The sequence below is a fragment of the Stenotrophomonas sp. YJH_SMC_29 genome (assembly GCF_059371235.1).
Genome location: NZ_JCAFUK010000001.1, coordinates 334,532 through 358,944 on the forward strand (window position 1 = coordinate 334,532; position 24,413 = coordinate 358,944).

A 24,413-nucleotide genomic window follows, 5' to 3' on the forward strand; every position below is an offset into this window, starting at 1 on the left:
GCCACCCTCCCATGCGGATTCCCGACTATTTCCCCACGCGCGGCAGTTCCTCGACGGGCCGATCAGTGATGCCGGCCCACAGCGCCACCAGCTTCTCCCCGTCGGTGAACTTCGGTTCCGCGCCCTGCTTCCACCCCAGGATGGTCGACTGCGGCACGCCGATGGCTGACGACACGGCCAGCACCGGCACGCCCTTCCGGCTCAGGTCGGTGAGGACCTGGAACCAGTCGACGCGATCAGGGTCTGTCGCCAGCCGCCGCATGCTCAGGCCGCCGCTTCGTCGCAAACGCGCGCGCGCACGCGAGGCGCAGCAGGGGCAGTTTCCCCCTCCCCTCCCAGCAGATGGCTTCCGAGCTGGGTGTTCTCGTGCCACAGACCGATGAGCAGGGCATCGGCTCGGCCGTTGTCCTTCTTCCTGCTCATGGTCTTGGCTGCCGCGGGGAACCGGGCACAGGCCAGGAGGCGCCCAGCGTCCTTGGGCTGCTTCAGGAGGCCGAAGGTTCGCTTCCACACAGCCGGGATCGCCCGAGTGGTTGGAATGCCCAGCACCTCGAGGATGGCCTGCAGCTTCCCCGTGCCCTGGCCGAAGCGGAATGCGCTGGTGCCGCCGTCACCGGGGCGTGCCCCAACCTTCTCGATGCAGGCGGACACGTAGGCGCCGGGGTGGTTGGCGCGCTGTTCGCGGATGAACACCGTCACCGCGCGGGCGTCAATCTCGTCCCAGCCGTCCACGTCCATGGTGGGCATGTCCAGCACCGGGCCAGGCTCGCCGTCGATCAGGGTGGCGATCGCGCCGGACAGGCCCGGGTCAATGCCGAAGGTGAGGCGCATGGTCATCGAATCCCCCTTGTGCTGAGTAGCAGCAGTACGTTGCGAATGGTTTCGTTCAGGGCGCCTACTTCGTCGATCTTGTAGATGCGCCACATGGTGCGGCGGCCGTGCCAACCGTTCTCGCTGCCGCGGTGGCAGTCGGTGCACAGCGCCACCGTGGTGAAGTGGTCGCCCTGGTTGATGTGGTGGGCTTCAGACGGCGCAGCGCGGCCGCAGACGCTGCACGGGCACAGCTTCACCAGCTCAATGTGCGCGTCTTCGGCCTTGGTGAAGGCCTTGGCGTTCTTCGTTCTCACCGGATCCCCCGACGGTCCATGCAGTGTCTGCAGAAGACAGGCCCTCCGCCGCAGACTGAGCAAGGCGGTTCTTCGAAAACCCACTCCGTGCAGTCGCCGCAGAACCTGGACCAGCACCATTTCAGCCAGTGCCACTTGCCTTCCACACACCGCGGCAACAGCAGGAACCGTCGCTTCCAGCCCATGCTGGCACTGTCATTTCGCATCATGCGGCCCTCGCTTCGTTAGCCAACTTCTGGTCCCGGCGCGGCGCCACGTCGCGCAGCAGCACGTCGTTCTCCACGGCCCAGCTCTGCGCGAAGGTGATCAGGTCGGCCATGTCAGCCACCGTCATGCGCCGGGTCTGGATCGACAGGTTGACGATGCTGGCTCCATCCAGGGACGGGACAACGTCGCCCTGCTGCCGGTTGGACTCGCGCGCCCAGGCATCGACGAGCAGCCGCTTCCAGCCCTCGTCATCGATGTAGCGGCCGGCCCACTTCTTCCGCTTGGCGAGCTCGCCACAGATGGCGTGGAACATGGCGTTTTGCTCGAGGCTGCGGCTCGGCTTGTGTTCCTCGACCGTGACGCGGACAGCTCGCCCAACCTGCAGGTACTCGCAGGCGAACAGCCACGCGGCTTTCATCGCGTCCCGGGCGTTCTCGATCCGCAGGATGAAGGTGTTGTTCTTCACGCTCATTCCTCCTGTTGGCGGGCAGCGGCAACGCCGGCGAAGCCGCGTCTCTGCCTGGGTGCGGTGCCGGCGGCGGGTGCGCTGGCGCTGGTCTGCTTGGGCTGCCAGTACTCAGGCAGCGGCGAGAACCGGAAGTACTCGGGCTGGTACAGCTGCCGGACCACGCCGGGCGCACCGTTGCGCTGGATGGCCACGATCAGCTCGGCGGTGCCCGCCCAGCAGCTGCCAGGGTTATAGATCTCGTCGCGGTAAATGAAGATCACCGCGTCCGCGTCCTGTTCGATTGAGCCCGAATCGCGCAGATCGGCGACGATTGGCCGCTTGTCCGTCCGCTTTTCCAGCTCGCGGTTGAGCTGGCTCAGCAGTAGGAACGGCACCCCAAGCTCGCTGGCTGTGAGCTTCAGCGTCCGGGTGATATCGCCGATGCCGGCCGCGCGGTTGTCGCCCTTCACTTCCATGAGCTGCAGGTAGTCAATGACCACCAGGCCCAGCGGGTCGCGCGCGTGCATGCGGCGGATCTGCGCGCACACGTGTTCGACCCTGGCACGCTTCGGACGGCTCACGAAGATGGGAGCCTGCGACAGCCTGCGGGTTGCCTCGGATGCGTTCGCCCAGTCGACGTCGTCCAGCTTGCCGGTACGGATCCGGGTGCCGTTAATGCCCGCCTGGTTGGCCAGCATGCGGTCGCCCAGCTCTTCGGGCTGCATTTCGAAGGTGAACACCGCTACCGGCCTACGCAGGCGCAGCGCCACATGCTCGGCGACGTTGATTGCCTTGGTGGTCTTGCCCATCTTGGGGCGTGCAGCCAGGACGTACAGGCCACCGGGCTGCAGGCCTCCCAGCAGCTCGTCCAGGTCGTGGTCGCCGGTGGTCAGGCCACTGATGCCGCCCTCGTTGTTCGCCCTCTCGCCCAGCCGGTGGAACACACGCTCCATCACCGGCGCCACCGATTCCAGGTCGCAGGGCTCACTGTCCAGCAGGCCACCGATGCGGGTCTGCGCGGAGCCGATCAAGTCCAAGGCGCTGCGGCCCTCGGGATTGTAAGCCGCGTCGATCAGCTCCTGCCCGGCGTCGATGAGGGCGCGGCGCTTGGCCGTCTCGGCAACGATCTCGGCATAGCCACGGATGTTGGCCGTCGACGGCGTGGTGGCCGATAGCTCGATCAGGTAGGCGCCGTCGCCGACCAGTTCCAGCTTGCCGCGTGATTCGAACCATTCGCCGATGGTGACGGGGTCGGCCTCGCGGCCCTTCTTCAGCACGTCCTCGATCGCCTGCCAGATCAGCTGGTGATCGCGGCGGTAGAACTGCTGCGCGGTCAGCACGTCCTGCACGTCCATCCAGGCCTGCGGCCGCAGCATCAGGCCGCCCAGCACCGCCTGTTCGGCCTCGATGGCCTGCGGCAGCATGCGCAGCCCTTCCTCGCGGTAGAAGTCCGGCAGCGCGTTCACTGGGCCACCTCGGACAGCGCACGGTCGGCCAGCTTGGCGATCACCGTTTCACGCAGCAGGTACTCGAAATCGGGCTTCCAGTTCTCGTGCCCGGGGCCGCCCGGCTGCCGGCCAGCGTGGAAGTCATCATCGGCCGCAGTCTCGAAGTACAGGGCCCAGAACTTCGGGGTGACCTTCTCGCTGTCGAACAGCCGCAGGCACAGCTGGCGCACGGTGGGCAGTGCCTTCTCCACGGCCTTGATCCTTGGCTTGTTCAGCACCGTGCAGGCCGCGAGCAGCCCGTGGGGCTTGGCCATCGTGGCGTTGTACGCAGCCTGGGCGTCCTCGGCGATCTGGCGGATGCGCTCGGCCTTGGTCAGCTTTGCAGCCGCCGGCGGTGCTTGGTCGCCCGTCAGCGACAGCTGCGGCGACGAATCCGAGCAAAGCGAGGATTTAGATTCTGCTGTTGGAGACGGATTCGGAGACGGAGACGGATTCGGAGACGGGGCATTGCTCGATCCTGCTAGTTGCACACCCTCGCCTGCTACTGGCAGACCTTCGTCATGCTCGGGCTGTGCATTGAGCAGCTTTGCTGCATATTCGGGCATCAGCTGCGCAGCCTCTTGGCGACCATGCCGGCGACACAGCGCGGCCCACTTCGCTTTCTCCGACCGGGCCTCAGCACCTGCGGACCAGGGTTGATGCTCTGCCCAATCGTGCAGCCGGTACGATCCAGCATCGCCGTCGAGGAACCCGACCGACGCCAGCTCACGCACGAGCGCATCGTTGTCGCCGGCCCAATCCGAAGCCAGTTCAATGTCCTCGGCCGTCATGCCGCACAGGTCGCCATCTGGACGGTTTGCGCGTGCCCACAGGATCAGACACACCAGTGACCAACCAGCGGCTGGGCCGAGCCGGCGCACAAGCTTCTTCGTCTTCGGGTGGCCAGGTAGGCCGGTACTCAGCCGCGCGTCCGTACTCATGCGGCACCTTTCAGTAGCAACAGATAGCCGGCGGTGTGCCACAGCACGCGTACAGCCAGCAGCGCCTTTTCAGTGGCGTCCATCAGGCAGACCTCAGCATCCCCGCCAGGCGCGCAATCTCCGAGCGCGGGTCGGGCTGTTCCAGGGCCGCCTGCAGATCCATGTACTGGCGGATGAGATTCGAGCCGGTGGCAGCGCACAGCGACAGCACCAGGCGGGCCGGGATCGGCCGTTCACCAGTGCGCATGCGCGACACGTAGCTCTCCGACTTGCCAATGGCCGCGGCGATCGTCGCCAGCTTGTGGCCACCGGCCTGCATCGATACCGCCAGGGCCTGCGCGGCCGATTCGATCTGGCGGAGCAGCTTCTGCGGGGCATCCTTCGGCGCGCTGTGCACACCGAACACAAGGCGGAGGTTGTCCTGTTGCTTGCCAATGCTTTCCATGATTTGCCTTTATTTGCCAAGGGTTTGCGGGCGAAAAAGAAGGCCTCTCAGATGGAAGCCTTGAATGCCCAGGTCAGTTCGAAAGCCGCGATCCAACGTCGTGGATCTGAAATTCCAGTGGATCAGCGGGAAGTGCTTCGCCCTGATCCGTCAGGGTCGAAGGGTCGATGTGCGCCCATACCCCCGTAGGCGCCGTGAGCCACCGCTGCCCGGCACAGGCACCGTGGTGCCCTTCCCCGCCAAGGCGCGATGAGGTGGTCATGTCACGGGGCCTTACGGCGGTTCTTCTTTGGCGTCGGTGCGAACAGGTCAGGCCTTTTCTGAGCGGCCTTCCAGCACCAAGCGTCGGGGATCGGTTTGTCGTCTTCACGCCCGGTCATCGACTGCCGCGGCAGTCCAAGGAAACGGGCGAATTCGGCATTGGTCTCAATGCCCAAGGCGGCCTTTGCTTCAGTCAGAGTCGGGTTCATTCGGCTGGTCAACTATTGGTTACCGCGCACAGTCAACCATGGTTTCCCCGTTTCAGTCAATCATTCGTTACATGACTATCGGTGCCCGACTCGAAGAGCTGAGGAAGTCAGCGCAGCTGACCCAACAGCAGATGGCCGACATTGTCGGCACTACCAAGCAGTACGTCGGTCGATTGGAGAAGGGACAGAACACCACCCCAAATGGGGTGTTCCTTACGGAGTGGGCACGCCACTTCGCGGTGAACCCTCGCTGGTTGTCTACCGGTGAAGGCCCGCGATCGGCCACCGCCGCCTCGTCTCAGTCTGCGCGACCGGATTTCGAGAAGCTTGCCGCCGCGGTGAACGTGCTCCGGCACTATCTGGAAATCATGGGAGACCCGGCCGAATGGGTCGGCGACGCCCTGCTTCTGGAAACCGCGTTCGTGGTGGTCGAAGAGTTCGGCGGGGATACACCCGCAAGCAACATCATCGACCTTACCAAGGTTCTGGCAAGACGGATCAGAGGGACAGACGATGCAGGAAAGCAGGTTCGAGGAACTGGCACAGCGGCTGGCGGCTAGAGCGTCCGCATTGCGCGCCGAAGCGCCTCAGCGCCCCAATTTGCGCTTGGTGCAGAAGCAGCCCGAGCCCTTTATGGACGCTGTTCTGCGAGAGTCCCATTGTCGGATGATTCGCCACTACCGCAGGCGCTGGGGGCAAGCCATGCAGCTGCTCATCGACCAGGCCTGCTTCGGATACACGGGCATTGAAGCGCTTCCGGACGATGACTTGATACAACTACACCGCGACCTCGAACGGGCACAGGAGTGCATGAGGGACGGGGTAACGTTCGAGGATGCCGGGCTGATCCGCACGCGCTACGGCTGAAGCGAAAAGATGAACGGCGCAACGGTCGTTCATCTTTTTTTTGCCCCGAAAGTAACTTTTTGTTGACTGTCGCTAGTAACCGATGATTTACTGTTCCCCGTCGGCCCATCCGGGCCATCTGAAACGGGGTCCGAAATGTTCGAGAACCTGCCACGCAGCACCACCCGGCTTGGCTATGCCACCGTCCGCGACCACCAGCGCTGCTGCGAGCTGTCCCGCGAGGAACGGGGCCTTCCGCTGCACCCGGCCAACGACTTCATCACCTGCCCGGACTGTGACGGCACCGGCGAACACGTCCGCAACGACAGCGCCAGCGGCGATCCGCAGTGCGAGTACGGCGTGGCCTGCGGCCGCTGCGGCGGCGAAGGCGAGATTGCCGACGGCCTGATCGACCCGCTGCTGCTGGTGGCGAAGTACCGCAAGGGCCGCTTCGGCTGGGCGATGAGCGAGCGCCGGGCAGCTGACCGTCGGCACTCCTACAACCTTTACCGGATGCGCGCCATGCGCCCCTGCAGCGGTCTGGCTGCGGTCGACATGCTGGCCCGGGCGCAGATGTGCGCCAACGAGATGGCCCGCGCACTGCAGCAGGTGGCGGCGTGAGCGCCCTGCAGATTCCTCCATCCCTGGACCGAGGCGTGTTCGGCTGGGACGCCGTGAAGCTGGCAGACGTCTACCCGTCGGCGGCACTGGCAGCAGCGATCAGCGAGATCCACGCCGACCCCGCAGCAGCCAACCCTGAGCATGCAGCTGGTCGATCGATCCAGATCTACACGAAGGCAGCAAAGAAGCGCACTGAGGCACTGGCCTGGGCGATCTTCTACCAGAAGCAGGAAGCGTCGCGCGCAAAGGCTGGTGCCGCATGACCGCCGCAGAACGCGAGTACCGCCGCAGCGTGCTGGCTACCTGCGTGACCCACTTCCTGGCGCTGTGCCTGGGCGTGCTGGCCGCGGTGCTGGCGCAGGCGGTGCTGTCGTGAGCCGGGCCGACGCCGAGGTGGTGCTTTACACCCTTATCTCGTTCGCCGCACGGGAATTGCCAGCGGATGACCCGCGCCGCGACCTGATTGCGGCTGGTCACGAAGTGGTCGGCATTTTCGCCGCGCTTCGCACCGCCGCCCACGCATCCCTCGCAGCCCGCGACCTGGCCGACCAGATCGCCGCCGACGAGCGCCTGAGCGCAGCTCTGGCCGCGTGCGAACCCATCTACCCACACAACGAGCGCGAGGCCGTGGACGGCCTGTGCGTGGAGGAAAGTAGCGATGAGCAGTAATGCCTGGCCGAACTATCGGGAAATGACCGCCGAGCAGATGCTGGCGTGGGGCTTGGAGGAATCCGAAGCCCGACAGGCAGACCTGCGGCTTCGTACCGCTGAAGGGCTTGCGGCGGCGCAAGCGAATGCAGAAGCGCGGCGCAAGCTGATCGGAGCGAGCCGCAGCGCCGCTGCTTCGATGGTGATCGACGCGAATCGCCACGCGCGTAGGAGCCGCTGATGCGCTTCCTGACCTTCCTCGGCTGCCGCAGCTGGCGCGACTTCGCCGCCTGCCTCGCCTGCTACGCCATCACCGCCTTGCTCGCAGCCGCCATGTGCTGGCCGCTGTCGTGGTCCTGGTCCTGACTTCCCGCCGGCGCGGCCGGCCTTCCTGAGAGGCACCACCGATGTTCGAACTGATCGACGCGACCGCCAAGGTCGTCAACTACAACCCCCGCGCCGAGAAGCACGGCGACGAAAACAAGATGGCCGGCGACCTGAAGCTGCTGGCCACCACCGGTAGCGCGGTGCTGGACTTCTTCAACAAGGACCTGCGCAAGACGCTGTACCGCAAGCCCAGCCAGGGCGAGCACCAGGATCTGATCGAGGGCAGCGACGGCCTCACCGCCGTGAAGTTCCCCCGCCTCGGTGCGTTGTCGTGGGACGAGGAATACCCGGGCTATCAGCTGGTCATCGGCACCGGCCTTGGCCTGTCCGAACCGATGGTGCTGTCGGAGGTCACCCTGAAGCGCTTCCGCTTCGAGGCTCTGGACGGCGGCAGCGTGCAGGTCGGCGTCAGCGCCTTGTTCCACCCGACCACCGAGCAGGCCGGCGCCCTGTGCGCGCTGATCCAGGAAGACGTGCAGATCACCCTGATCCCGCCGACCAAGCAGGCCAAGGGCAGCAAGCCGCAGCAGGAAGACCTGGCCGCGTAACCGAACACCGGCCCGCCGCAATGGCGGGCCTTCGCCGGACCCCGGCACCTCCATTCATGCCCGGAAAAATCAACATGAACCAGATCACCACCATCGAAGCCAGCGAGCAGCAGGGCACCGGCCTTGCCGCGGCGCTGCAGCAGGCGCTGCTGCTCCCCGATCAGGGTGTCGAGCGCCTGGAACGCATGTGGGAAATGCACAAGGAAATGCAGGACCGTGATGCGGCTCGCGCCTACGCCGACGCCATGAAGGCCTGCCAAAAGGAAATGCCCGCGATTCAGAAGCGCGGCAAGAACAAGCAGACCAACAGCCGGTATGCGCTGCTCGAGGATATCAACCGGCTGATCACCCCGATCTACACCCGCCACGGCTTTTCCCTGTCGTTCGGCACCGACCGCTCGGAACTGGCCGACCACGTGGGGATCGTCTGCGACGTGATGCACGACGGCGGGTACTCGAAGACCTACACCTACGATGCCCCGATCGACAACGTCGGTATCAAGGGCGAGAAGAACAAGACCACCACGCACGGGCGCGGCTCGGCCATCAGCTACGGCCGGCGCTACCTGGTGATGATGATCTTCAACCTGACGATCGGCGACGACGACGACGGCAACGCCGCCGGCGAGAACGAGCAGCAGCGCATCGCGCGCGAGATTGCCCAGGAATGGGTGCAGGTGGCGGACGGCCTGAAGACCCACCAGGACTACACGAAGCGAAAGGCCGAGGTGCTGCAGGCCTACGGCGGCAAGCCGGCCAACCTGCCGCCGGAAGTGCGCGAGGCATTCAACCGCGCCGCCGCTGCGACCAAGCCGAAGGACTGACCCATGGCGCAGATCCTGACCTTCGAACAGCGATCGCCGGAATGGTACGCCGCCCGCCGCGGCGTGCCGACCGCCAGCGAGTTCGGCAGCATCATCACCCCCAAGAAGGGCGAGTATGCGGCTGCCGCTGACACCTACATCAACCAGCTGATCGACGAGGTTGTGCGCCCGGACGCCGGCCAGTCCTTCACCGGCAACCGGCACACCGAGCGCGGGGAATTCCTCGAGGACGACGCGCGCGAGCTGTACGCCTTCGAGCGCGAGGTGGTGCCGCAGCAGGTCGGGTTCATCCTCAACGACGCCGGCACGCTCGGCTGCAGCCCGGACAGCTTGATCCAGCTGGACGGCGGGCTGGAAATCAAATGCCCGGACGGCCCCACCCACGTGAAGTGGCTGCGCGCCGGCGGTGTGCCGGACGAACACAAACCCCAGGTGCACGGCAGCCTGATCATCACCGAGCGCGAGTGGTGGGATTTCATGTCCTACTGCCCCGGCTACGACGCCCTGATCGTGCGCGTGTACCGCGACGGCTTCACCGAGAAGCTGCAGGGCCACCTCGACCGCTTCCTGCGCGAGTACCACGCAGCGCGCCAGGCCTTCGGCCTGAAGGTGGCGGCATGAGGGGCCTCAACTACGACTATCCCCACGTCGGCACGAAGCGCGGCGGCAACAACCGCGCCCGCCAGTTCGACCACGTGATCGAGGGGAAGCGCGTCACGACCATGGAAGTGGCCGAAGCGCTGGGCCTGTCCAAGAAGATGGCCGCCGCCAGGCTGAAGCGTGGCCCGTTCCCGCTCACCTGGGAAGGCCTGCGCGGAGATCCGCCGGCATGAAGACCTGCACGAAGTGCGCGGCTCGGCTGCCGCTGCGGTTCTTCCCCCTCATCAACGGCAAGGCCACCGCTGCGTGCGCGCCCTGCCGGAACACCGAGCGCCGCCTGCACGACCCGCTGCGCCCCCTGCGCCGCGATCCGCTGCAGGTCCGCCTGAACAACCTCACCAACCTGTGGCACGGGCCAGTGCGCCGCGTGCCGCTTCGGAGCCACGCATGAGCAAGGAATCAATCGAACAGCGAGCGCGAGAAATGCTGGCAGAGTGCGCTCGGAAGATCGGCCAGCCGGAGTACGCCTATCACGTTGGGTGCGGCGGGGACTTGGATCTCGAAGATCAGGCGCTCATTGAGACCCTGATGATCGCACTGACGCCGCAGTGGCAGCCCATTGAGTCGGCGCCGAAGGGGCAGGAGGTGCTGGTGTGGCGTCCAGATCAGGGCGTCTTCATCGCAATGATTGCAACGCCCGACATGGTCATGTCCGAGAGCGACATTGAAGAATGTTGCCTGCCCGAGGACTTCAAAGAGTGGTACTGCGAGGCGTGGGGCTGGTTGGAGGACGATCTGCGGCCGACCCGATGGATGCCGAAGCCTGCCGAGCCGGAGGCCGTATGACCCACCACCGCTACGACCGCCGGCTGCCGAAGCGCACCGAGGGCTTCGCCTGGGGCCGCTCCATCGACAAGGTGCTGGGCGGCCACGTCCTCACCTACCGCCTGTTCCGCCGTGACCTGGCCGGAAAGCTGCACATCGAGACGCGGACGTTCCAGCTCAACGACCACCGCCGGCACATCGCGCTGCAGCTGCTGATCGCACGCCGCCAGCTGCGCGAACGCGTCGAAGCCATCGGCTATGCCCTGATCGAGGCCGAACAGGCCTCCCAACTGCAGGAGGTTGCATGAATACCAACGACAAGACCCTGGCGGACGTGCAGCCCGGTGGGAGGGTGAGGCTGGGGGATGGACTGCCGCCGTTGCCGAAGATGCAGCGGTTCACGAACCTCTATGGCGAAACCTACGCCTACACCGCCGAGCAAATGCGGGACTACGCACGTGCCGCCCTCTCCGCCCAGCCCTCCCCGGGTGGTCAGGATGCGCCTGAGCGCTGCGCCGAGTGCCGCCACACTACGTTCGAGGTGCACCCGGACGGCCACATCTGCGTTCACTGCAAGCTGATAGTCGCCGCCCGCCAGCCGGTGGGGGAGCCGGTGGCGTACACCAGCGAAGCCCAACTGAATGCGGTCCGGGTATCTGGCGACGGGATCATGAGCCAGCGAAACGCGAAGTGGCGCATCCCGCTCTACACCGCCCCACCCGCGCAGGCAGTGGACCTGGGGCAGTTCCGCACCAAGGTTGCCGAATTGCTGCGCAGCGAGTTCGACCTGGAAGTCGCGGATCCGGAAGACCACCGACATGACGATGGTTCGGGCGAAGCAGACCGGATCGCCGGAAAGATCGTTGCCCTCCTCGACAGCCAGGCGGTGGGCAATGGCTGATCCCAAGTACATCGCCAGTGGCGACCTACACGAAGCGAACGCAGCGCTCTGCGAGTTTGCCGGGCGCTGGAACATGGACGGCGACTACATCCGTTGCCGCGAGTGCGCCCGTGCCCAGCTGACCAACTACGCACACTTCCAGTTCCAGCACGCACGAGACTGCGCCGTCGCGTCAACGTCCGACCCGCATCCGTGGGTGACGTTCGTGCGCCTGGTAACGCCGATCATCGAAGCCGTCGAGAAGGCGGAGAAGGCGGTCCCCCATGGCTGACCAGCTGCTCACCGCTGCAATGGTCCATGTGTTCGCACTGGCCGGGTTTGCGGCCGGCATCGCCACCCTGTGGGCGATCAGCCGCGCATGCCGCGCCGCGCGCGCAGGGCTGCGCTGGTGCTGGCGGAGGTGCGCTCATGGCTAAGGCAATGACGCTGGTGGCCCACGGTGCAAAGGCGCGGCAAAACTTCGACGCTGACCCGCCGCGCTGCATGACCTGCGTGTACTTCCGCCGTGAGCCGCACACCTTGCACGAGCTGCGACAGGTGAAGAACCGCCGCGGCAAGGTTAAGACGATCAAAGTCCCGATGCGCAAGGACGCGCTGCTGAATCCGATCGTCGACCGATGCAGCTTCGGGAACTTCCTGACCAAGCCGCACAGCGTCTGTGATGAATGGCGCAGCCGAACCGGGGAGGTAATCCACAGTGAATGACCAGCTCTTCCCCCGCGAACCACGCCGCATGAAGCAGCCGGCCAAGGACGTGCTGCGCGAGCAGCTGGTGGTCGCGGCCGATGAAGTGATCCGCCTTCGCGCAGAGGTCCTGCGCCTGCGCGGCCAGATCTACCAGGCCACCGAGCAGCTGCGCGCTGCGCTGGCCGCGAACTGAAGGAGACCAGCATGCAACTGATGACCCCCGAGCGGTGGCTGGACCGCTACTTCGAGGAAGGCAGCCGCCCATCCATGCAGGTACTGCAGCGGCTGATGCGCGAGGGCAAGCTGCCCGGCCGCAAGGTCGGCGGCGCCTGGTACATCGACGAACACGAGTGGCTGGCCGGCGGTGACGACCTGATCGCGCGCGTCCTGGCCGGTGCGGCTTAACCTGCCATGATGGGACGTGTCCGCAAGCCCGGCCGCCGTGACTGGCCGCAGAACCTGTATGCCCACCGGGACGGTTTCAAGTACCGGCACCCGATCACGCGCAAAGAGCATTCGATGGGCAAGGACAAGGCCAAGGCCTTCGCCGCGGCCAAGAAGCTCAACGCCATGCTGATGCCCAGCAACGACCTGGTATCGAAGGTGCTGACGCCCGGCGAGACGGTTGCCGATGCGATCGTTGTGTTCCGCCGCGATGACGTGCCCGGCAGGAAATGGGCGCCGAAGACGGCCGAGGTCTACGAAAGCGTGATCCGCCGCATCGAGGCTGGGCTGGGCTCGAAGCCGGTAGCCGAGGTGACGGTGAAGGTGTGCGCCACCTTCATCCGCGAGGTGACCGAATCCGACCGTGCGCGGCAGCAGTTCCGGCTGGTGCTGGGCTGGATCCTGGCCTGCGCCGTGGAGGAAGGCTGGATAGATACCAACCCCGCGCTGGCGACTCGCCGGTTCCAGCACGAGCGGAAGCGCGTGCGCCTGACCTTGGACGTGTACCGGGCCATATGGGACCAGGCCGCGCCGTGGCTGCGCAACGCGATGGACCTGTCGTTGGTGACGCTGCTGCGCCGCGAGGACGTGGTGACGGTGAAGTTCGCCGACGTGCGCGACGGCCACCTGTGGGTGGTGCCTTCGAAAACCGAGGGCTCGACGAACGTTCGGCTACAGATCGCCACTGCCGGCCCGCTGGCGGACCTGCTCAAGCGGTGCAAGGATGACGTGGCTTCGCCGTTCGTGATTCACCGGCTGCCAGAGAAGGCCAGGCCCAGCGACAAGCGCGCCAAGACACGCAAGCACCACACGCAGGTGCTGCCCGAGCAGCTGTCACGCGCTTTCGCCGCCGCGCGCGATGCCGCCGGCATCACGGGGGATGCCCCGCCAACCTTCCACGAGATCCGCAGCCTGGGCGGCGCACTGCTGCGCGATGCTGGCTGGACCACAGAGCAGATTCAGGCGCTCATGGGACACGGAAACGCATCGATGACCGAGCATTACCTGGGTGGTCACGAAGCGCCGTGGCAGCCGGTTACCACGGGTATCGCGCTGCCGCGATAGTGGTGGAATAGTGGACGCGTAGTGACCACAACGAAAAAGGGCCTGCACCGTATGGCGCAAGCCCTTGTTCTATCGCTGCTTTTGGTCGGGACGGCCGGATTCGAACCGACGACCCTCTGCCCCCCAGGCAGATGCGCTACCAGGCTGCGCTACGCCCCGACTGATGCTGCGATGTGCCCGCCAGTGCGGCGGGCCGTGAAGTATAGCGGATTACGAGGAAAATAGGATCAGCGGCGCAGCAACTGCAGCACTTCTTCCAGCTCCATGCGCACCTGCTTGATGATCTGGTTGCTCAGCGCCGATTCCTCGCGGGCATCGGGGCCGTCCAGGCGCAGGCGGGCACCACCGATGGTGTAGCCCTGTTCGTACAGCAGGCTGCGGATCTGCCGCACCATCAGCACGTCATGGCGCTGGTAGTAGCGGCGGTTGCCTCGGCGCTTGGCCGGCTCAAGGCTGGGAAACTCGGTCTCCCAGTAGCGCAGGACGTGCGGCTTGACGTCGCACAGCTCGCTGACCTCACCAATGGTGAAGTAGCGCTTGGCCGGGATCGGCGGTAGTTCGCGGTTACTGCCCGGATCCAGCATAAGCTTCCACCCTCTCCTTGAGCTTCTGGCCCGGACGGAAGGTGACCACCGTACGGGCGGAAATCGGAATTTCCTCACCGGTCTTGGGGTTGCGACCCGGGCGCTGGTTCTTGCGCCGCAGATCGAAATTACCGAAGCCCGACAGCTTCACCTGACGTCCCTGTTCCAATGCTTCACGCAGCACATCGAAAAACGCGTCGACGAATTCCTTGGCTTCTCGCTTGTTCAGACCGACTTCGTCGAACAGCTTTTCCGCCATCTCCGCCTTGGTCAATGCCATTGCCTGCTACCCCCGAGTGCTGCCCGCTCAGCCGCGGATCCGGGCGTGGTGTTCACGCTCGATGGCAGTGACCGCCTCGGCCACCACCGCATCCACGTCGCGGTCCGTCAGAGTGCGCGACTTGTCCTGCAAAATCAAGCCCATAGCGAGACTCTTGAATCCCGGCTCGACGCCCTGGCCGACGTAACGGTCGAACAGGTTGAGGTCGCGCAGCAGCGGGCCGGCGGCCTGGCGGACGGTGGCCGCCAGGTCCGTCCACGCCACCTGTTCAGGCACCAGGAACGCCAGGTCGCGGCGCACCGCCGGGAAGCGCGACAGCTCGCCGGCACGCGGCAGGCGACGCGCAGCCAGCGGCTCCAGGTCGAGCTCGAAGGCATAGACATCGGCCTCGATGTCCATCGCCTTGGCCAGACGCGGGTGGATCTGGCCGATCCAGCCGATCGCCACGCCCTCGCGGAACACCTCGGCCGAACGCGCCGGATGGCCGTAGGCACGGTCCGACGGACGGAACTCCAGCTGCGCGCCACTGGCGGCCGCCAGCGATTCCAGGTCGCCCTTCAGGTCATGGAAATCGACCTTGCGGGTCGGCAGGCCCCACTGCACCGCCTGCGCCTCGCCGCAGACCGCAGCGGCCACGCGCAGGGTTTCCAGCGGTGCCGGCCGGCTTTCGCCAGTCGACGCCCCGCCAGCCTGCTGGGCGAACACCCGGCCGATCTCGAACAGGCGCACGCGACCGAGCTGCCGCGCTACATTGCGGCCCAGCGTGGCGACCAGGCCCGGCAGCAGCGACGGGCGCATCACCGCCAGTTCGGCCGACAGCGGGTTGGCCAGCGGCACCAGGCCGTCGCGCAGCTGCCACTGGGCCAGCAGGGCGTCGTCGACGAAGGCGAAATTGACGGTCTCCTGCTGGTCACGGGCGATCAGCTGGCGGCGCACGCTCAACGCGTCCAGCTGGGTTTCACTGGGCATCGCCACGCGCGAGGCACCGCCCGGCAGCGTGGTCGGGATCTGCTCGTAACCGTGGATGCGGGCCAGTTCCTCGATCAGGTCCTCTTCGATGGCGATATCGAAGCGACGGCTCGGCGCGGTGACCTGCCAGCCGTCGGCGCTGGCGACCACGTCCATGCCCAGCGCGCGCAGGATGCGTTCGACTTCGGCATCCTCGATGGTGATGCCGAGCACGCGGGTGATCCGCGCGCGGCGCAGCAGGATCGTCGCCGGCTGCGGCAGATCGCCCTCGCGCACCGCCTCGGTGACCGGTGCCGGAATGCCCCCGGCCAGGTCCAGCACCAGGCGGGTGGCGTACTCGATCGCGGTGCGCGGCAGTGCCGGATCGACGCCACGCTCGAAACGGTGACCCGCGTCGGTGTGCAGGCCGAGCTTGCGTCCACGGCCCATGATCGCGGCCGGGGCGAAGTGCGCGGCTTCCAGGAACACGGCCGTGGTGGCGTCGGTGACGCGCGTGTCGAAGCCGCCCATCAGGCCGGCCAGGCCAACCGCACGATCGGCGTCGGTGACCACCAGGAAGCTGTCGTCCAGCGCGGCATCGCGGCCATCGAGCAGCTTCAGGCTCTCGCCCGCGCGCGAACGGCGCACGGCGATGCTGCCCTGCAGGGTGCCCAGGTCGTAGGCATGCATCGGCTGGCCGAGTTCGAGCATCACGTACTGGGTGATGTCGACCAGCAGCGAGACCGGGCGCACGCCGCTGCGGCGCAGGCGTTCGGCCATCCACAACGGGGTCCTGGCCGCGGCGTTGACGCCTTCGATGACGCGCCCCAGGTAACGCGGCGCCTCGGCGCCCGCGTCGAGCTGGATGCTCAGCTCGCGGCTGCCGACCGCCGGAATGGCATCGGCGGCGAAGTCCAGCACTTCACTGCGGGTAGCGGCGGCGACATCGTAGGCAATGCCGCGCAGGCTGAAGCAGTCGGCGCGGTTCGGGGTCAGCTTGATCTCGATGCTGGCGTCCGGCAGGCCGAGGTAGGCGACCAGGGCCTGGCCGACCGGGGCGTCATCGGGCAGCTCCAGCAGGCCGGAGGCATCGTTGTCCAGGCCCAGTTCCTTGGCCGAGCACAGCATGCCGTTGGACTCGACGCCGCGCAGCTTGGCCGGCTTGATCTTCAACTCGCCGATCTGCGCACCGACCATCGCCAGTGGCGCGACCAGGCCCGGGCGGGCGTTCGGCGCACCACAGACGATCTGCAGCAGCTCGCCCTGCCCGGCATCGACCCTGCACACCTGCAGGCGGTCGGCTTCCGGATGGCGCACGGCCTCGACGATGCGTGCCACGACCACGTGATCGAGGCCTTCGCCCAGCGCGGTCACGTCTTCCACTTCCAGGCCGATGGCGGTCAGCACCGCACTCAGCTCATCACGCGAAGCGCGGGTCGGGACGTGGCTGCGCAGCCAGTTTTCGGAGAATTTCATGGTGTCATCCTGGTGGGCCCGGCGCATGCGCCTGGGCCTGCGAATTTGGGAGCAGTCGTTTCAGGAGCAGCCGGGCATGGCCCGGCTCTACAGGGTTGCGCTTACGCGAACTGTTTCAGGAACCGCACATCGTTCTCGAAGAACGCGCGCAGGTCGTTGACGCCATAGCGCAGCATTGCAAAGCGCTCCACGCCCATGCCGAAGGCGAAGCCGGTGTAGCGCTCCGGATCGATGCCAACGTTGCGCAGCACGTTCGGATGGACCATGCCGCAGCCCAGCACTTCCAGCCAGCGGGTGCTGCCATCGGGCTGCTGCCAGGCGATGTCCACTTCCGCGCCCGGTTCAACGAACGGGAAATAGCTGGGGCGGAAGCGCATCTCGAAATCGCGCTCGAAGAAGGCACGCACGAACTCGGCCAGCGTGCCCTTCAGGTCGGCGAAGGTCGAATGCTCGTCCACCAGCAGGCCTTCGACCTGGTGGAACATTGGCGAGTGGGTCTGGTCGCTGTCGCTGCGGTACACCTTGCCGGCGGCGATCATGCGCAGCGGCGGCGCGTGGTCACCCATGTAGCGCACCTGCACGCCCGAGGTGTGCGTGCGCAGCAGGCGGCCGTCGCCGAAGTAGAAGGTGTCGTGCATGGCGCGCGCCGGGTGATGCGGCGGGAAGTTCAGCGCCTCGAAGTTGTGCCAGTCGTCCTCGATCTCCGGCCCTTCCGACAGCTCGTAGCCCAGCCGGCCGAAGATGCCGGTGATGCGCTCCAGGGTGCGGGTGATCGGGTGCAGGCCGGCGCGCTCGCCGTTGCGGCCCGGCAGGGTGATGTCGATGGCTTCGGCCGCCAGGCGCGCATCCAGGGCCGCGTCTTCCAGCAGCGCCTTGCGCTCGCCCAGCGCGCGGGTCAGCGCGTCGCGGGCCTGGTTGATCGCTTCACCGGCGGCCTTGCGCTCGTCGGCCGGCAGGGCGCCGAGCTGCTTGAGCTGCGAGGTGATGCTGCCGCTCTTGCCAAGCAGGGCCACGCGCAGCTGTTCCAGCGCATCGGGGCTCTGTGCGGCGGCCACATCGGCCAGCGCCTGGGTGGTGAGGGATTGGATGTCGCTCATGGGGGGCCGGAACTCCAGTCGATCTGCCATCGCGATGCGCGAAGGGCCGACCCCTGTCGCCACCGCCGTCCCCGCGCTGCCGCTGTGGCCGCGCCGGGACCCAGAAAAGAATGGGGAAGGACTTGCGCCCTTCCCCATGCATTGCCTTGACCTGACACCGTTCCGAGTGAACGGTTACGGCATCGGGAAGGACTTATGCCGCCAGCGCGCCCTTGGCCTTTTCGGCCAGCGCGGCAAAACCGGCTGCGTCGTGCACGGCGATGTCAGCCAGGACCTTGCGATCCAGGGTGATGCCGGCCTTCAGCAGGCCGTTCATGAAGCGGCTGTAGCTCAGGCCGTTGATGCGGGCAGCCGCATTGATGCGGGTGATCCACAGCGAACGGAAGTTGCGCTTCTTCTGCTTACGGCCGATGTAGGCGTACTGCTGTGCCTTGATGACCGCCTGCTTGGCAACGCGGAAGACCTTGCGACGGGCGTTGTAATAGCCCTTGGCGAGATCCAGAATCTTCTTGTGGCGGCGACGCGCCTGTACGCCACGCTTAACTCGTGCCATTTTTCAGTTCCTCAGAGGTAAGGGAGCATGCGGTCCAGACGGCCTGCGTCTTCTGCACGGACATGGCCCGTCTGACGCAGATTACGCTTACGCTTGGTCGCTTTCTTCGTGAGGATGTGGCTACGGTTGGCGTGGCCGCACTTGTACTTGCCCGAGGCGGTCTTGCGGAAACGCTTGGCCGCTGCCCGGTTGGTCTTGATCTTGGGCATTGCAATGTCCTTGATGGGATTTGACCCTGGTTTCTGACTGATCTGGCGGCGGCCTGGGCCGCTCTTTCCGTCCTGCCATGATCGGCGTACGACCCGTCCTGGGTGGGTCGAGCCGGGCATGATACAGGCAAAACCGCCTTGCTGCCAGCCCCTGCCCCGCTTTCACCGGCAACCCGCGGCCTGCCGGAAAAGCAAAGGGACGCCAGCGGCGCCCCCTTACCCTGAACCATTCAGCCAGGCGCCCCGGAAGGCGGCCCGTCAGGCCTCAGGTCTTCTTCTTCGGCGCGATCATCATGACCATCTGACGCCCTTCCAGGCGCGGACGGGATTCAATGACGATGTCCTCGCCCAGATCGGTCTCGATCCGGTTGGCCATTTCACGGCCCAGTTCCTGGTGGCTCATTTCGCGGCCACGGAAGCGGATGTTGACCTTGATCTTGTCACCATCCTCGAGGAACCCACGCATCTTGCGCAGCTTGATCTGGTAGTCGCCCTCGTCCGTGACCGGACGGAACTTCACTTCCTTGATCTCGACCTGCTTGGTCTTCTTCTTGGCCTCGCTGGCCTTCTTCTGCGCTTCGAACTTGAACTTGCCGAAGTCCATGATCTTGCAGACCGGCGGATCGGCCTGCGGCTGGATCTCGACCAGGTCCAGGCCTTCATCTTCGGCCATGGACAGCGCTTCGTCGCGCGACAACACGCCGATCATTTCTCCGTCACTGCCGATCACGCGGACGCGCGGCACACGGATTTCCTGATTCTTGCGGTTCTGTTTGTTGTCAGGGGTGCTGATATTACGTTCTCCCAAGGGTATCGAACCGGCCCGGGTGCCTGTGCCCCCGGACCGGACCTTTGCTTACGCGCCCTCGGCGTGGAGCCGCTCGATGAAGGCCTGCAGGCTCATGCTGCCCAGGTCTTCGCCAGAACGCGTACGCACCGCCACAGCCCCATTCTCCTTCTCGCGGTCACCGATGACCAGCAGGTAGGGCACGCGCTGCAACGTATGCTCGCGGATTTTATAGCCGATCTTCTCGTTACGCAAATCCGAGCTGACGCGGAAGCCTTGCTCCGCAAGGGTTTTGGTCACGCCCGAGACGTAATCGGCCTGGGCGTCGGTGATGTTGGCCACCACCACCTGGGTCGGCGCCAGCCAGGTCGGGAACTGGCCGGCATGGTGCTCGATCAGGATGCCCAGGAAGCGCTCCATCGAGCCGACGATGGCGCGGTGCAGCATGACCGGATGCTTCTTCTGGCTGTTCTCGTCCACGTACTCGGCGCCGAGGCGGCCCGGCATCATGAAGTCGACCTGCATGGTGCCCAGCTGCCAGGTGCGGCCGATGGCGTCCTTCAGGTGGTACTCGATCTTCGGGCCGTAGAAGGCGCCCTCGCCCGGCAGCTCCTGCCATTCCACGCCACAGCTGGACAGCGCCGAGCGCAGGGCGCCTTCGGCCTTGTCCCAGGTGGCGTCATCGCCAAGGCGCGATTCCGGGCGCAGCGCGATCTTGATCTGGATCTCGTCAAAGCCGAAGTGCTTGTAGACCGCCAGCGCCTGCTGGTGGAACGCGGTCACTTCCGACTCGATCTGGCTCTCGGTGCAGAACACATGGCCGTCGTCCTGGGTGAAGCCGCGCACGCGCAGGATGCCGTGCAGCGCGCCGGACGGCTCGTTGCGGTGGCAGGAACCGAACTCGCCGTAACGGATCGGCAGGTCGCGGTAGCTGTGCAGGCCCTGGTTGAACACCTGCACATGGCCAGGGCAGTTCATCGGCTTGACCGCGTAGGTGCGCTTCTCCGACTCGGTGAAGAACATGTTGTCCTGGTAGTTGTCCCAGTGGCCGGACTTCTTCCACAGGCTCACGTCCAGGATCTGCGGGCAACGCACTTCGCCGTAGCCGCTGCTGCGGTAGACCTTGCGCATGTACTGCTCGACCACCTGCCACAGTGCCCAGCCCTTCGGGTGCCAGAACACCAGGCCCGGCGCCTCTTCCTGCAGGTGGAACAGGTCCTGCTGCTTGCCGATGCGGCGGTGGTCGCGCATCTCGGCTTCCTCGATGCGCTTGATGTACGCCTCGAGCTGCTTCTTGTCGGCCCAGGCAGTGCCGTAGATGCGCTGCAGCTGCTCGTTCTGCGCATCGCCGCGCCAGTAGGCACCGGAAATGCGGGTCAGCTTGAAGGCCTTCAGGAAGCGGGTATTCGGCACGTGCGGGCCGCGGCACATGTCCACGTATTCCTGGTGGTAGTACATGCCCATCGCCTGGATGTCATCGGACATGTCCTCGATCAGGCGCAGCTTGTAGTCCTCGCCACGGGCCTTGAAGATCTCGATCACTTCGGCGCGCGGGGTCATCTTCTTGATGACGTCGTAGTCCTGGGCGATCAGTTCACCCATGCGCTTCTCGATCGCGGCCATGTCGTCCGGGGTGAACGGGCGCTCGGAGTAGATGTCGTAGTAGAAGCCTTCGGCGATCACCGGGCCGATGACCATCTTCACATCCGGGTACAGCTGCTTGACGGCATGGCCGACCAGGTGGGCGCAGGAGTGGCGGATGATCTCCACGCCCTCCTCGTCCTTGGCGGTGATGATGCGCAGGCTGGCATCGTGATCGATGACGTCGCTGGCATCGACCAGCACGCCATCGACCGAACCGGCGATGGTGGCCTTGGCCAGGCCGGCGCCGATCGACTGGGCGACGTCCATGACGCTGACGGGGTTTTCGAACTCGCGGCGGCTGCCGTCGGGAAGGGTAATGTTGATCATCGCAGTGGCTTCGTGCGGGGCCCGCGCGGCGGGCTGGAAAGCGTTCCCGGGCCGTTGCCCGGGCAATAAAAAAGCGCCGCGAGGGCGCCTGCAACACAGGGCCTTCGGGGGCAGGTCAACAGTGGGCGGAGGTAGTGCTCATGTCGCACGCTCGGCCGGCGCTGGGCGCGGGCCACCTTGTTCCAGTCAGGGTTCTTCGGTGATCTTAAACCAGCGCACGGGAAAGCCCAAGGGCTGCCGTACGGTCCGCTGAATGGCGAGTGCTGGCGGCGTGAAAACGCAATGATTACCATGTCCGCGCAGCCCGCCCCGTGCCAGCCTGCCCGCTTTCCCCAGGACCTCGTGATGCGCCACCCGCTCCGACCGGCCCCCGCCGGCCCCGCCCGTGCCCCGCGTTCGCCGGCCCGCTGCCACGGCGGCCGCCAGCGATGATCACCGTCGGCCTCTCCACGCTGGGCTTCTGCAGCCTGGGCATGCTGGCGGCGATGTTCTCGGCACTGGCCTTCTATGCCGCCTCGCCGCACTGCCGCTGGCCCCGCCTGCGCCGCGCCGGCCGGCTCGGCCGCCAGATCGGCGTGGTCGCCGCTGCGGCCGCATTGTGGTTGTGGATGGCCGAGCTCGGCGTAGCCGCGGGCCTGGTGGCGATGCTGTGCACCTGGATGCTGGCCGCGATGCTGCTGCCGGCGCTGGCCGCCTGGCATCGCCCGGGCACGGGGTCACCCTGATGTGGCCGCGCGCCTTTGCCGGCATCATCGCCGGCTTCCTGCTCGCAGCCGCCGTCACCGGCCTGCTGGCCTGGCTGCCACCGGGCCCGTGGCAGCGTGCGCTGGTGCCGACCCTGATTGCCTTCATCCCGTTGTGGATGCTGGCCGCCCTGTGGGCGTTCAGCTTCCGCAGCGCACTGCGCGCCTGGCTGGTGCTGGGCGGCAGCGCCGCCGTTGGCTTCGCCGTGCTCGCGCTGCTGCGCCTGACCGGCGCGGTGCAATGAGATCCCTGCCATGAAGTTCAGTTCGCAGACCCTGCGCACGTTCACCACCCTGCACACCTGGGTCGGCCTGGTCGCCGGCTTCGGCCTGTTCGTGGCCTTCTACGCAGGTGCGCTGACCCTGTTCCATCACGACCTGCCGCTGTGGCAGACCCCGGGCGCAGCCACGGCGTTGCCGGCCGGACTGGATGACGCGCAGTACCTGCTGGAAGACGTGCTGGCGGCCCATCCGGAAGCGCGCCGCCACGTGGGCATGACGTTCCCCGGCGCCGAGCACCCGCAGCCACTGGCGTACTGGCAGGCCGACGACGGCAGCTGGCGCTATGCCTGGCCGGGCCAGATCGCCGGCAGCCCGGCCCCGCCGCAGACCGGACTGGCAGAACTGGTCAACGAACTGCACTACAGCCTCGGCCTGCCGGTGGCCGGCGTCTACGTGATGGGTATCGTCAGCCTGCTGTATGGCATGGCGCTGCTGAGCGGGCTGGTGATCCATCTGCCGAAGCTGTTCGGCGACCTGTTCGCGCTGCGGCCGGGCCGCAACCTGAAGCAGCTGTGGCAGGACGCGCACAATGTGATCGGCGTGCTCAGCCTGCCCTTCCACCTGATGTTCGCGGTCACGGGCGCCCTGCTCTGCCTGGTGTTCGTGCAGATGGCCCTGCTCAATCCGCTGATCTACGACGGCAAGGCACTGCAGGCGGTACCGACGGCGATGGACACCGCGCCGGTGCGCGAGGCCAGTGGCATTCCGGCGCCGCCGGGCAGCCTGCGCGTGCTGCATGCGCGCGCACTTGAAGTCGCCCGCGCACAGGGCGTGGCCAACTTCGAGCCGGCCTACCTGAAGCTGGCCAACGCCGGCGACGCCAACGCCACCATCGAGATCACCGGCGAGGCCAGTGGCACCCTCGGCCCGCTTGGCGCCGTGGCGTTGGATGTGGCCAGCGGCGACCTGCTGGCCTCCCAGCTGCCGGGCCAGCGCGATGCCAACCACGCCACCCTCAGTGCCGCCTATGCACTGCACTTCGGTGAGTTCGGCAACGGCGTGGTGGTCTGGCTGTACTTCCTGCTCGGCCTCGGCGGTGCGTTCCTGTTCTACTCCGGCAACCTGCTGTGGATCGAGTCGCGGCGCAAGCGTCGCCAGCCGCACCAGCCGCGTGCCGGTGTGAACATGGCGCGGGCCACGGTCGGCGTCTGCATCGGCCTGTGCGTGGCGATCTCGGTCGCGTTCGTCACCGCACTGGTGCTGGAGCGGCTGGCACCGTCGGCCGTCGACCACGGCATCCGCTGGGCCTGCTTCGGCAGCTGGGCGGCCTGTGCGCTGTGGGCCGCGCTGCGTCGCCCGGCGCAGGCCGCACGCGAACTGCTGTGGGCCGCGGCGATCAGCACCGCGCTGGTGCCGGTGCTGCACGGCGCGCTCAATGGAGATTGGCTGTGGCGCGCGGCCGCGCGGGGGCACTGGCCCCTGTTCTGGGTCGATGCCATCGCGCTGGCGATGGCCTTCGGCTTCGCCCGCCTGGCCGTGGCCAGCCAGCGGCGCGCCCGCAGCGGCGACCCCAACAGCGTCTGGGCCAACTAAGCTTTCGCCGGGCATGGCCCGGCGCTACCGCTGCGGGTGTTCTTCGCCCGGGTAACGACTTATTTCGATCAGGTTGCCATCCGGGTCGCGGACGTACACCGATTCGATCGGCCCCAGCGCACCGGTGCGTGCGACCGGCCCCTGCTCCACCGCCACGGCATGCGCCCGCAGGTGTGCCAGCACATCGGCCGTCGCTGTGCGCGTGACCAGGCACAGGTCGGCACTGCCCGGCGTCGGCCGCAGCGCGTGCGGTTGCAGCGGTGCGCTGGCCGGATGCAGGTTGATTTTCTGCTGGCCGAACTGCAGCGCGGTGCGACCGGCACCGAAGCGCACGATCTGCATGCCGAGCACGCGCTGGTAGAAATCACAGCTGCGTTCGATGTCGGCGACGGTGAGGACCAGGTGGTCCAGGCGTTCGAGATGGATCAT

The 24,413-nt window shown here is 66.4% G+C and carries 41 protein-coding genes and 1 tRNA gene; 24 read left to right on the plus strand and 18 right to left on the minus strand.

What is annotated here, in order from left to right; genetic code table 11:
• Window positions 1-25 precede the first annotated feature (25 nt).
• The 8 genes from AC5P9I_RS01565 to AC5P9I_RS01600 all read right to left on the minus strand — a co-directional run bounded on the left by AC5P9I_RS01565 (window position 26) and on the right by AC5P9I_RS01600 (window position 5,125).
• On the minus strand, window positions 26-262 hold the full coding sequence (locus tag AC5P9I_RS01565) for a hypothetical protein (protein ID WP_414608592.1): 237 nt from the start codon (window positions 260-262) through the stop codon (window positions 26-28).
• A 2-nt stretch (window positions 263-264) separates the two neighbouring features.
• Entirely contained in the window at window positions 265-837 is a 573-nt protein-coding gene (locus AC5P9I_RS01570) for a RuvC family protein (protein WP_414608593.1), read from the minus strand.
• The gene (locus AC5P9I_RS01575) at window positions 834-1,262 is read right to left on the minus strand and encodes a hypothetical protein (RefSeq protein WP_414608594.1); all 429 of its coding nucleotides are present in this window, start codon (window positions 1,260-1,262) and stop codon (window positions 834-836) included. Before AC5P9I_RS01575 ends, AC5P9I_RS01570 begins: the two co-directional genes overlap by 4 nt.
• Before the next feature lie 70 nt (window positions 1,263-1,332).
• Window positions 1,333-1,800 (minus strand): recombination protein NinB, encoded by a 468-nt coding sequence (locus tag AC5P9I_RS01580; protein WP_180895305.1) that lies wholly within the window; start codon window positions 1,798-1,800, stop codon window positions 1,333-1,335.
• Between the two features lie 2 nt (window positions 1,801-1,802).
• Window positions 1,803-3,248 carry a replicative DNA helicase gene (gene dnaB / locus AC5P9I_RS01585; RefSeq protein WP_414608595.1) on the minus strand — a complete coding sequence of 482 codons (1,446 nt, stop codon included), beginning with the start codon at window positions 3,246-3,248 and terminating at the stop codon, window positions 1,803-1,805.
• The gene (locus tag AC5P9I_RS01590; RefSeq protein WP_414608596.1) at window positions 3,245-4,210 is read right to left on the minus strand and encodes a hypothetical protein; all 966 of its coding nucleotides are present in this window, start codon (window positions 4,208-4,210) and stop codon (window positions 3,245-3,247) included. The genes dnaB and AC5P9I_RS01590 overlap by 4 nt, the downstream gene beginning before the upstream one ends.
• Window positions 4,211-4,292: 82 nt before the next feature.
• Window positions 4,293-4,655: a helix-turn-helix domain-containing protein gene (locus AC5P9I_RS01595; RefSeq protein ID WP_100450392.1), complete on the minus strand. Its 363-nt coding sequence runs from the start codon at window positions 4,653-4,655 to the stop codon at window positions 4,293-4,295.
• Window positions 4,656-4,918: 263 nt separating this feature from the next.
• Complete coding sequence (locus AC5P9I_RS01600) at window positions 4,919-5,125, minus strand: hypothetical protein (RefSeq protein WP_197619462.1); 207 nt, start codon at window positions 5,123-5,125, stop codon at window positions 4,919-4,921.
• Between the two features lie 71 nt (window positions 5,126-5,196).
• Here AC5P9I_RS01600 and AC5P9I_RS01605 point away from each other — a divergent pair, with 71 nt between their 5' ends.
• From AC5P9I_RS01605 to AC5P9I_RS01705, 21 genes are all read left to right on the plus strand, one after another.
• Complete coding sequence (locus tag AC5P9I_RS01605) at window positions 5,197-5,685, plus strand: helix-turn-helix domain-containing protein (protein WP_414608597.1); 489 nt, start codon at window positions 5,197-5,199, stop codon at window positions 5,683-5,685.
• Between the two features lie 142 nt (window positions 5,686-5,827).
• Entirely contained in the window at window positions 5,828-5,992 is a 165-nt protein-coding gene (locus AC5P9I_RS01610; protein WP_414607124.1) for a hypothetical protein, read from the plus strand.
• Between the two features lie 135 nt (window positions 5,993-6,127).
• Window positions 6,128-6,592, plus strand: a complete 465-nt coding sequence (locus tag AC5P9I_RS01615; protein WP_414608598.1) for a DnaJ-like cysteine-rich domain-containing protein — start codon at window positions 6,128-6,130, stop codon at window positions 6,590-6,592.
• Window positions 6,589-6,855, plus strand: coding sequence for a hypothetical protein (locus tag AC5P9I_RS01620; RefSeq protein WP_414608599.1), 267 nt, complete (start codon window positions 6,589-6,591; stop codon window positions 6,853-6,855). The genes AC5P9I_RS01615 and AC5P9I_RS01620 overlap by 4 nt, the downstream gene beginning before the upstream one ends.
• A 109-nt stretch (window positions 6,856-6,964) precedes the next feature.
• On the plus strand, window positions 6,965-7,261 hold the full coding sequence (locus tag AC5P9I_RS01625; protein WP_414608600.1) for a hypothetical protein: 297 nt from the start codon (window positions 6,965-6,967) through the stop codon (window positions 7,259-7,261).
• Complete coding sequence (locus AC5P9I_RS01630) at window positions 7,251-7,481, plus strand: hypothetical protein (protein WP_414608601.1); 231 nt, start codon at window positions 7,251-7,253, stop codon at window positions 7,479-7,481. The genes AC5P9I_RS01625 and AC5P9I_RS01630 overlap by 11 nt, the downstream gene beginning before the upstream one ends.
• The gene (locus AC5P9I_RS01635; protein WP_414608602.1) at window positions 7,481-7,606 is read left to right on the plus strand and encodes a hypothetical protein; all 126 of its coding nucleotides are present in this window, start codon (window positions 7,481-7,483) and stop codon (window positions 7,604-7,606) included. Before AC5P9I_RS01630 ends, AC5P9I_RS01635 begins: the two co-directional genes overlap by 1 nt.
• Before the next feature lie 41 nt (window positions 7,607-7,647).
• Window positions 7,648-8,175, plus strand: coding sequence for a hypothetical protein (locus AC5P9I_RS01640; protein ID WP_495217409.1), 528 nt, complete (start codon window positions 7,648-7,650; stop codon window positions 8,173-8,175).
• A 74-nt stretch (window positions 8,176-8,249) separates the two neighbouring features.
• Entirely contained in the window at window positions 8,250-8,999 is a 750-nt protein-coding gene (locus AC5P9I_RS01645; RefSeq protein WP_414608604.1) for an ERF family protein, read from the plus strand.
• A gap of 3 nt (window positions 9,000-9,002) precedes the next feature.
• Entirely contained in the window at window positions 9,003-9,620 is a 618-nt protein-coding gene (locus AC5P9I_RS01650) for a lambda exonuclease family protein (protein ID WP_262093488.1), read from the plus strand.
• Entirely contained in the window at window positions 9,617-9,832 is a 216-nt protein-coding gene (locus AC5P9I_RS01655) for a hypothetical protein (RefSeq protein WP_065197419.1), read from the plus strand. The genes AC5P9I_RS01650 and AC5P9I_RS01655 overlap by 4 nt, the downstream gene beginning before the upstream one ends.
• Entirely contained in the window at window positions 9,829-10,050 is a 222-nt protein-coding gene (locus AC5P9I_RS01660; RefSeq protein WP_032962321.1) for a hypothetical protein, read from the plus strand. The genes AC5P9I_RS01655 and AC5P9I_RS01660 overlap by 4 nt, the downstream gene beginning before the upstream one ends.
• Window positions 10,047-10,445: a hypothetical protein gene (locus tag AC5P9I_RS01665; RefSeq protein WP_235651358.1), complete on the plus strand. Its 399-nt coding sequence runs from the start codon at window positions 10,047-10,049 to the stop codon at window positions 10,443-10,445. Before AC5P9I_RS01660 ends, AC5P9I_RS01665 begins: the two co-directional genes overlap by 4 nt.
• Window positions 10,442-10,732, plus strand: a complete 291-nt coding sequence (locus tag AC5P9I_RS01670; RefSeq protein WP_165710893.1) for a hypothetical protein — start codon at window positions 10,442-10,444, stop codon at window positions 10,730-10,732. Before AC5P9I_RS01665 ends, AC5P9I_RS01670 begins: the two co-directional genes overlap by 4 nt.
• A complete protein-coding gene (locus tag AC5P9I_RS01675; RefSeq protein WP_235651357.1) occupies window positions 10,729-11,325 on the plus strand; it encodes a hypothetical protein in 597 nt (198 codons plus the stop codon). Before AC5P9I_RS01670 ends, AC5P9I_RS01675 begins: the two co-directional genes overlap by 4 nt.
• Window positions 11,318-11,596 (plus strand): hypothetical protein, encoded by a 279-nt coding sequence (locus AC5P9I_RS01680; protein WP_235651356.1) that lies wholly within the window; start codon window positions 11,318-11,320, stop codon window positions 11,594-11,596. The genes AC5P9I_RS01675 and AC5P9I_RS01680 overlap by 8 nt, the downstream gene beginning before the upstream one ends.
• Window positions 11,589-11,741, plus strand: coding sequence for a hypothetical protein (locus AC5P9I_RS01685; RefSeq protein WP_167796789.1), 153 nt, complete (start codon window positions 11,589-11,591; stop codon window positions 11,739-11,741). Before AC5P9I_RS01680 ends, AC5P9I_RS01685 begins: the two co-directional genes overlap by 8 nt.
• Window positions 11,742-11,745: 4 nt before the next feature.
• The gene (locus AC5P9I_RS01690) at window positions 11,746-12,030 is read left to right on the plus strand and encodes a hypothetical protein (RefSeq protein ID WP_235644477.1); all 285 of its coding nucleotides are present in this window, start codon (window positions 11,746-11,748) and stop codon (window positions 12,028-12,030) included.
• Entirely contained in the window at window positions 12,023-12,205 is a 183-nt protein-coding gene (locus AC5P9I_RS01695; RefSeq protein ID WP_235644479.1) for a hypothetical protein, read from the plus strand. The genes AC5P9I_RS01690 and AC5P9I_RS01695 overlap by 8 nt, the downstream gene beginning before the upstream one ends.
• A gap of 11 nt (window positions 12,206-12,216) precedes the next feature.
• Window positions 12,217-12,417 carry a helix-turn-helix domain-containing protein gene (locus tag AC5P9I_RS01700; RefSeq protein WP_111172936.1) on the plus strand — a complete coding sequence of 67 codons (201 nt, stop codon included), beginning with the start codon at window positions 12,217-12,219 and terminating at the stop codon, window positions 12,415-12,417.
• 6 nt (window positions 12,418-12,423) lie between these two features.
• Window positions 12,424-13,521: a tyrosine-type recombinase/integrase gene (locus AC5P9I_RS01705; protein ID WP_235651355.1), complete on the plus strand. Its 1,098-nt coding sequence runs from the start codon at window positions 12,424-12,426 to the stop codon at window positions 13,519-13,521.
• 82 nt (window positions 13,522-13,603) lie between these two features.
• Here the strand turns inward: AC5P9I_RS01705 and AC5P9I_RS01710 are convergent.
• From AC5P9I_RS01710 to thrS, 9 genes are all read right to left on the minus strand, one after another.
• A tRNA-Pro gene (locus AC5P9I_RS01710) sits at window positions 13,604-13,680 on the minus strand.
• A gap of 68 nt (window positions 13,681-13,748) precedes the next feature.
• Window positions 13,749-14,105, minus strand: coding sequence for a MerR family transcriptional regulator (locus AC5P9I_RS01715; protein ID WP_005410431.1), 357 nt, complete (start codon window positions 14,103-14,105; stop codon window positions 13,749-13,751).
• Window positions 14,086-14,385 carry an integration host factor subunit alpha gene (locus AC5P9I_RS01720; RefSeq protein WP_005410432.1) on the minus strand — a complete coding sequence of 100 codons (300 nt, stop codon included), beginning with the start codon at window positions 14,383-14,385 and terminating at the stop codon, window positions 14,086-14,088. Before AC5P9I_RS01720 ends, AC5P9I_RS01715 begins: the two co-directional genes overlap by 20 nt.
• 27 nt (window positions 14,386-14,412) lie before the next feature.
• Complete coding sequence (pheT, locus tag AC5P9I_RS01725) at window positions 14,413-16,809, minus strand: phenylalanine--tRNA ligase subunit beta (RefSeq protein ID WP_197585530.1); 2,397 nt, start codon at window positions 16,807-16,809, stop codon at window positions 14,413-14,415.
• Window positions 16,810-16,910: 101 nt separating this feature from the next.
• Window positions 16,911-17,906: a phenylalanine--tRNA ligase subunit alpha gene (locus tag AC5P9I_RS01730; RefSeq protein WP_049466965.1), complete on the minus strand. Its 996-nt coding sequence runs from the start codon at window positions 17,904-17,906 to the stop codon at window positions 16,911-16,913.
• A 193-nt stretch (window positions 17,907-18,099) separates the two neighbouring features.
• A complete protein-coding gene (gene rplT, locus AC5P9I_RS01735; RefSeq protein ID WP_005410435.1) occupies window positions 18,100-18,459 on the minus strand; it encodes a 50S ribosomal protein L20 in 360 nt (119 codons plus the stop codon).
• 11 nt (window positions 18,460-18,470) lie between these two features.
• On the minus strand, window positions 18,471-18,668 hold the full coding sequence (gene rpmI / locus AC5P9I_RS01740; protein ID WP_005410436.1) for a 50S ribosomal protein L35: 198 nt from the start codon (window positions 18,666-18,668) through the stop codon (window positions 18,471-18,473).
• Window positions 18,669-18,933: 265 nt separating this feature from the next.
• Window positions 18,934-19,476 carry a translation initiation factor IF-3 gene (gene infC / locus AC5P9I_RS01745; protein WP_005410437.1) on the minus strand — a complete coding sequence of 181 codons (543 nt, stop codon included), beginning with the start codon at window positions 19,474-19,476 and terminating at the stop codon, window positions 18,934-18,936.
• A 48-nt stretch (window positions 19,477-19,524) separates the two neighbouring features.
• Complete coding sequence (gene thrS / locus AC5P9I_RS01750) at window positions 19,525-21,426, minus strand: threonine--tRNA ligase (protein ID WP_049466967.1); 1,902 nt, start codon at window positions 21,424-21,426, stop codon at window positions 19,525-19,527.
• A 428-nt stretch (window positions 21,427-21,854) separates the two neighbouring features.
• Between thrS and AC5P9I_RS01755 the strand changes: the two genes are divergently transcribed.
• The 3 genes from AC5P9I_RS01755 to AC5P9I_RS01765 are packed head-to-tail and all read left to right on the plus strand — an operon-like array spanning window position 21,855 to window position 23,984.
• On the plus strand, window positions 21,855-22,151 hold the full coding sequence (locus tag AC5P9I_RS01755; RefSeq protein ID WP_088475979.1) for a hypothetical protein: 297 nt from the start codon (window positions 21,855-21,857) through the stop codon (window positions 22,149-22,151).
• Complete coding sequence (locus AC5P9I_RS01760) at window positions 22,151-22,414, plus strand: hypothetical protein (protein ID WP_049469462.1); 264 nt, start codon at window positions 22,151-22,153, stop codon at window positions 22,412-22,414. Before AC5P9I_RS01755 ends, AC5P9I_RS01760 begins: the two co-directional genes overlap by 1 nt.
• Before the next feature lie 10 nt (window positions 22,415-22,424).
• On the plus strand, window positions 22,425-23,984 hold the full coding sequence (locus AC5P9I_RS01765) for a PepSY-associated TM helix domain-containing protein (protein WP_049469459.1): 1,560 nt from the start codon (window positions 22,425-22,427) through the stop codon (window positions 23,982-23,984).
• A gap of 24 nt (window positions 23,985-24,008) precedes the next feature.
• Here the strand turns inward: AC5P9I_RS01765 and AC5P9I_RS01770 are convergent, their stop codons facing one another.
• Window positions 24,009-24,413: a VOC family protein gene (locus AC5P9I_RS01770; RefSeq protein WP_049469454.1), complete on the minus strand. Its 405-nt coding sequence runs from the start codon at window positions 24,411-24,413 to the stop codon at window positions 24,009-24,011.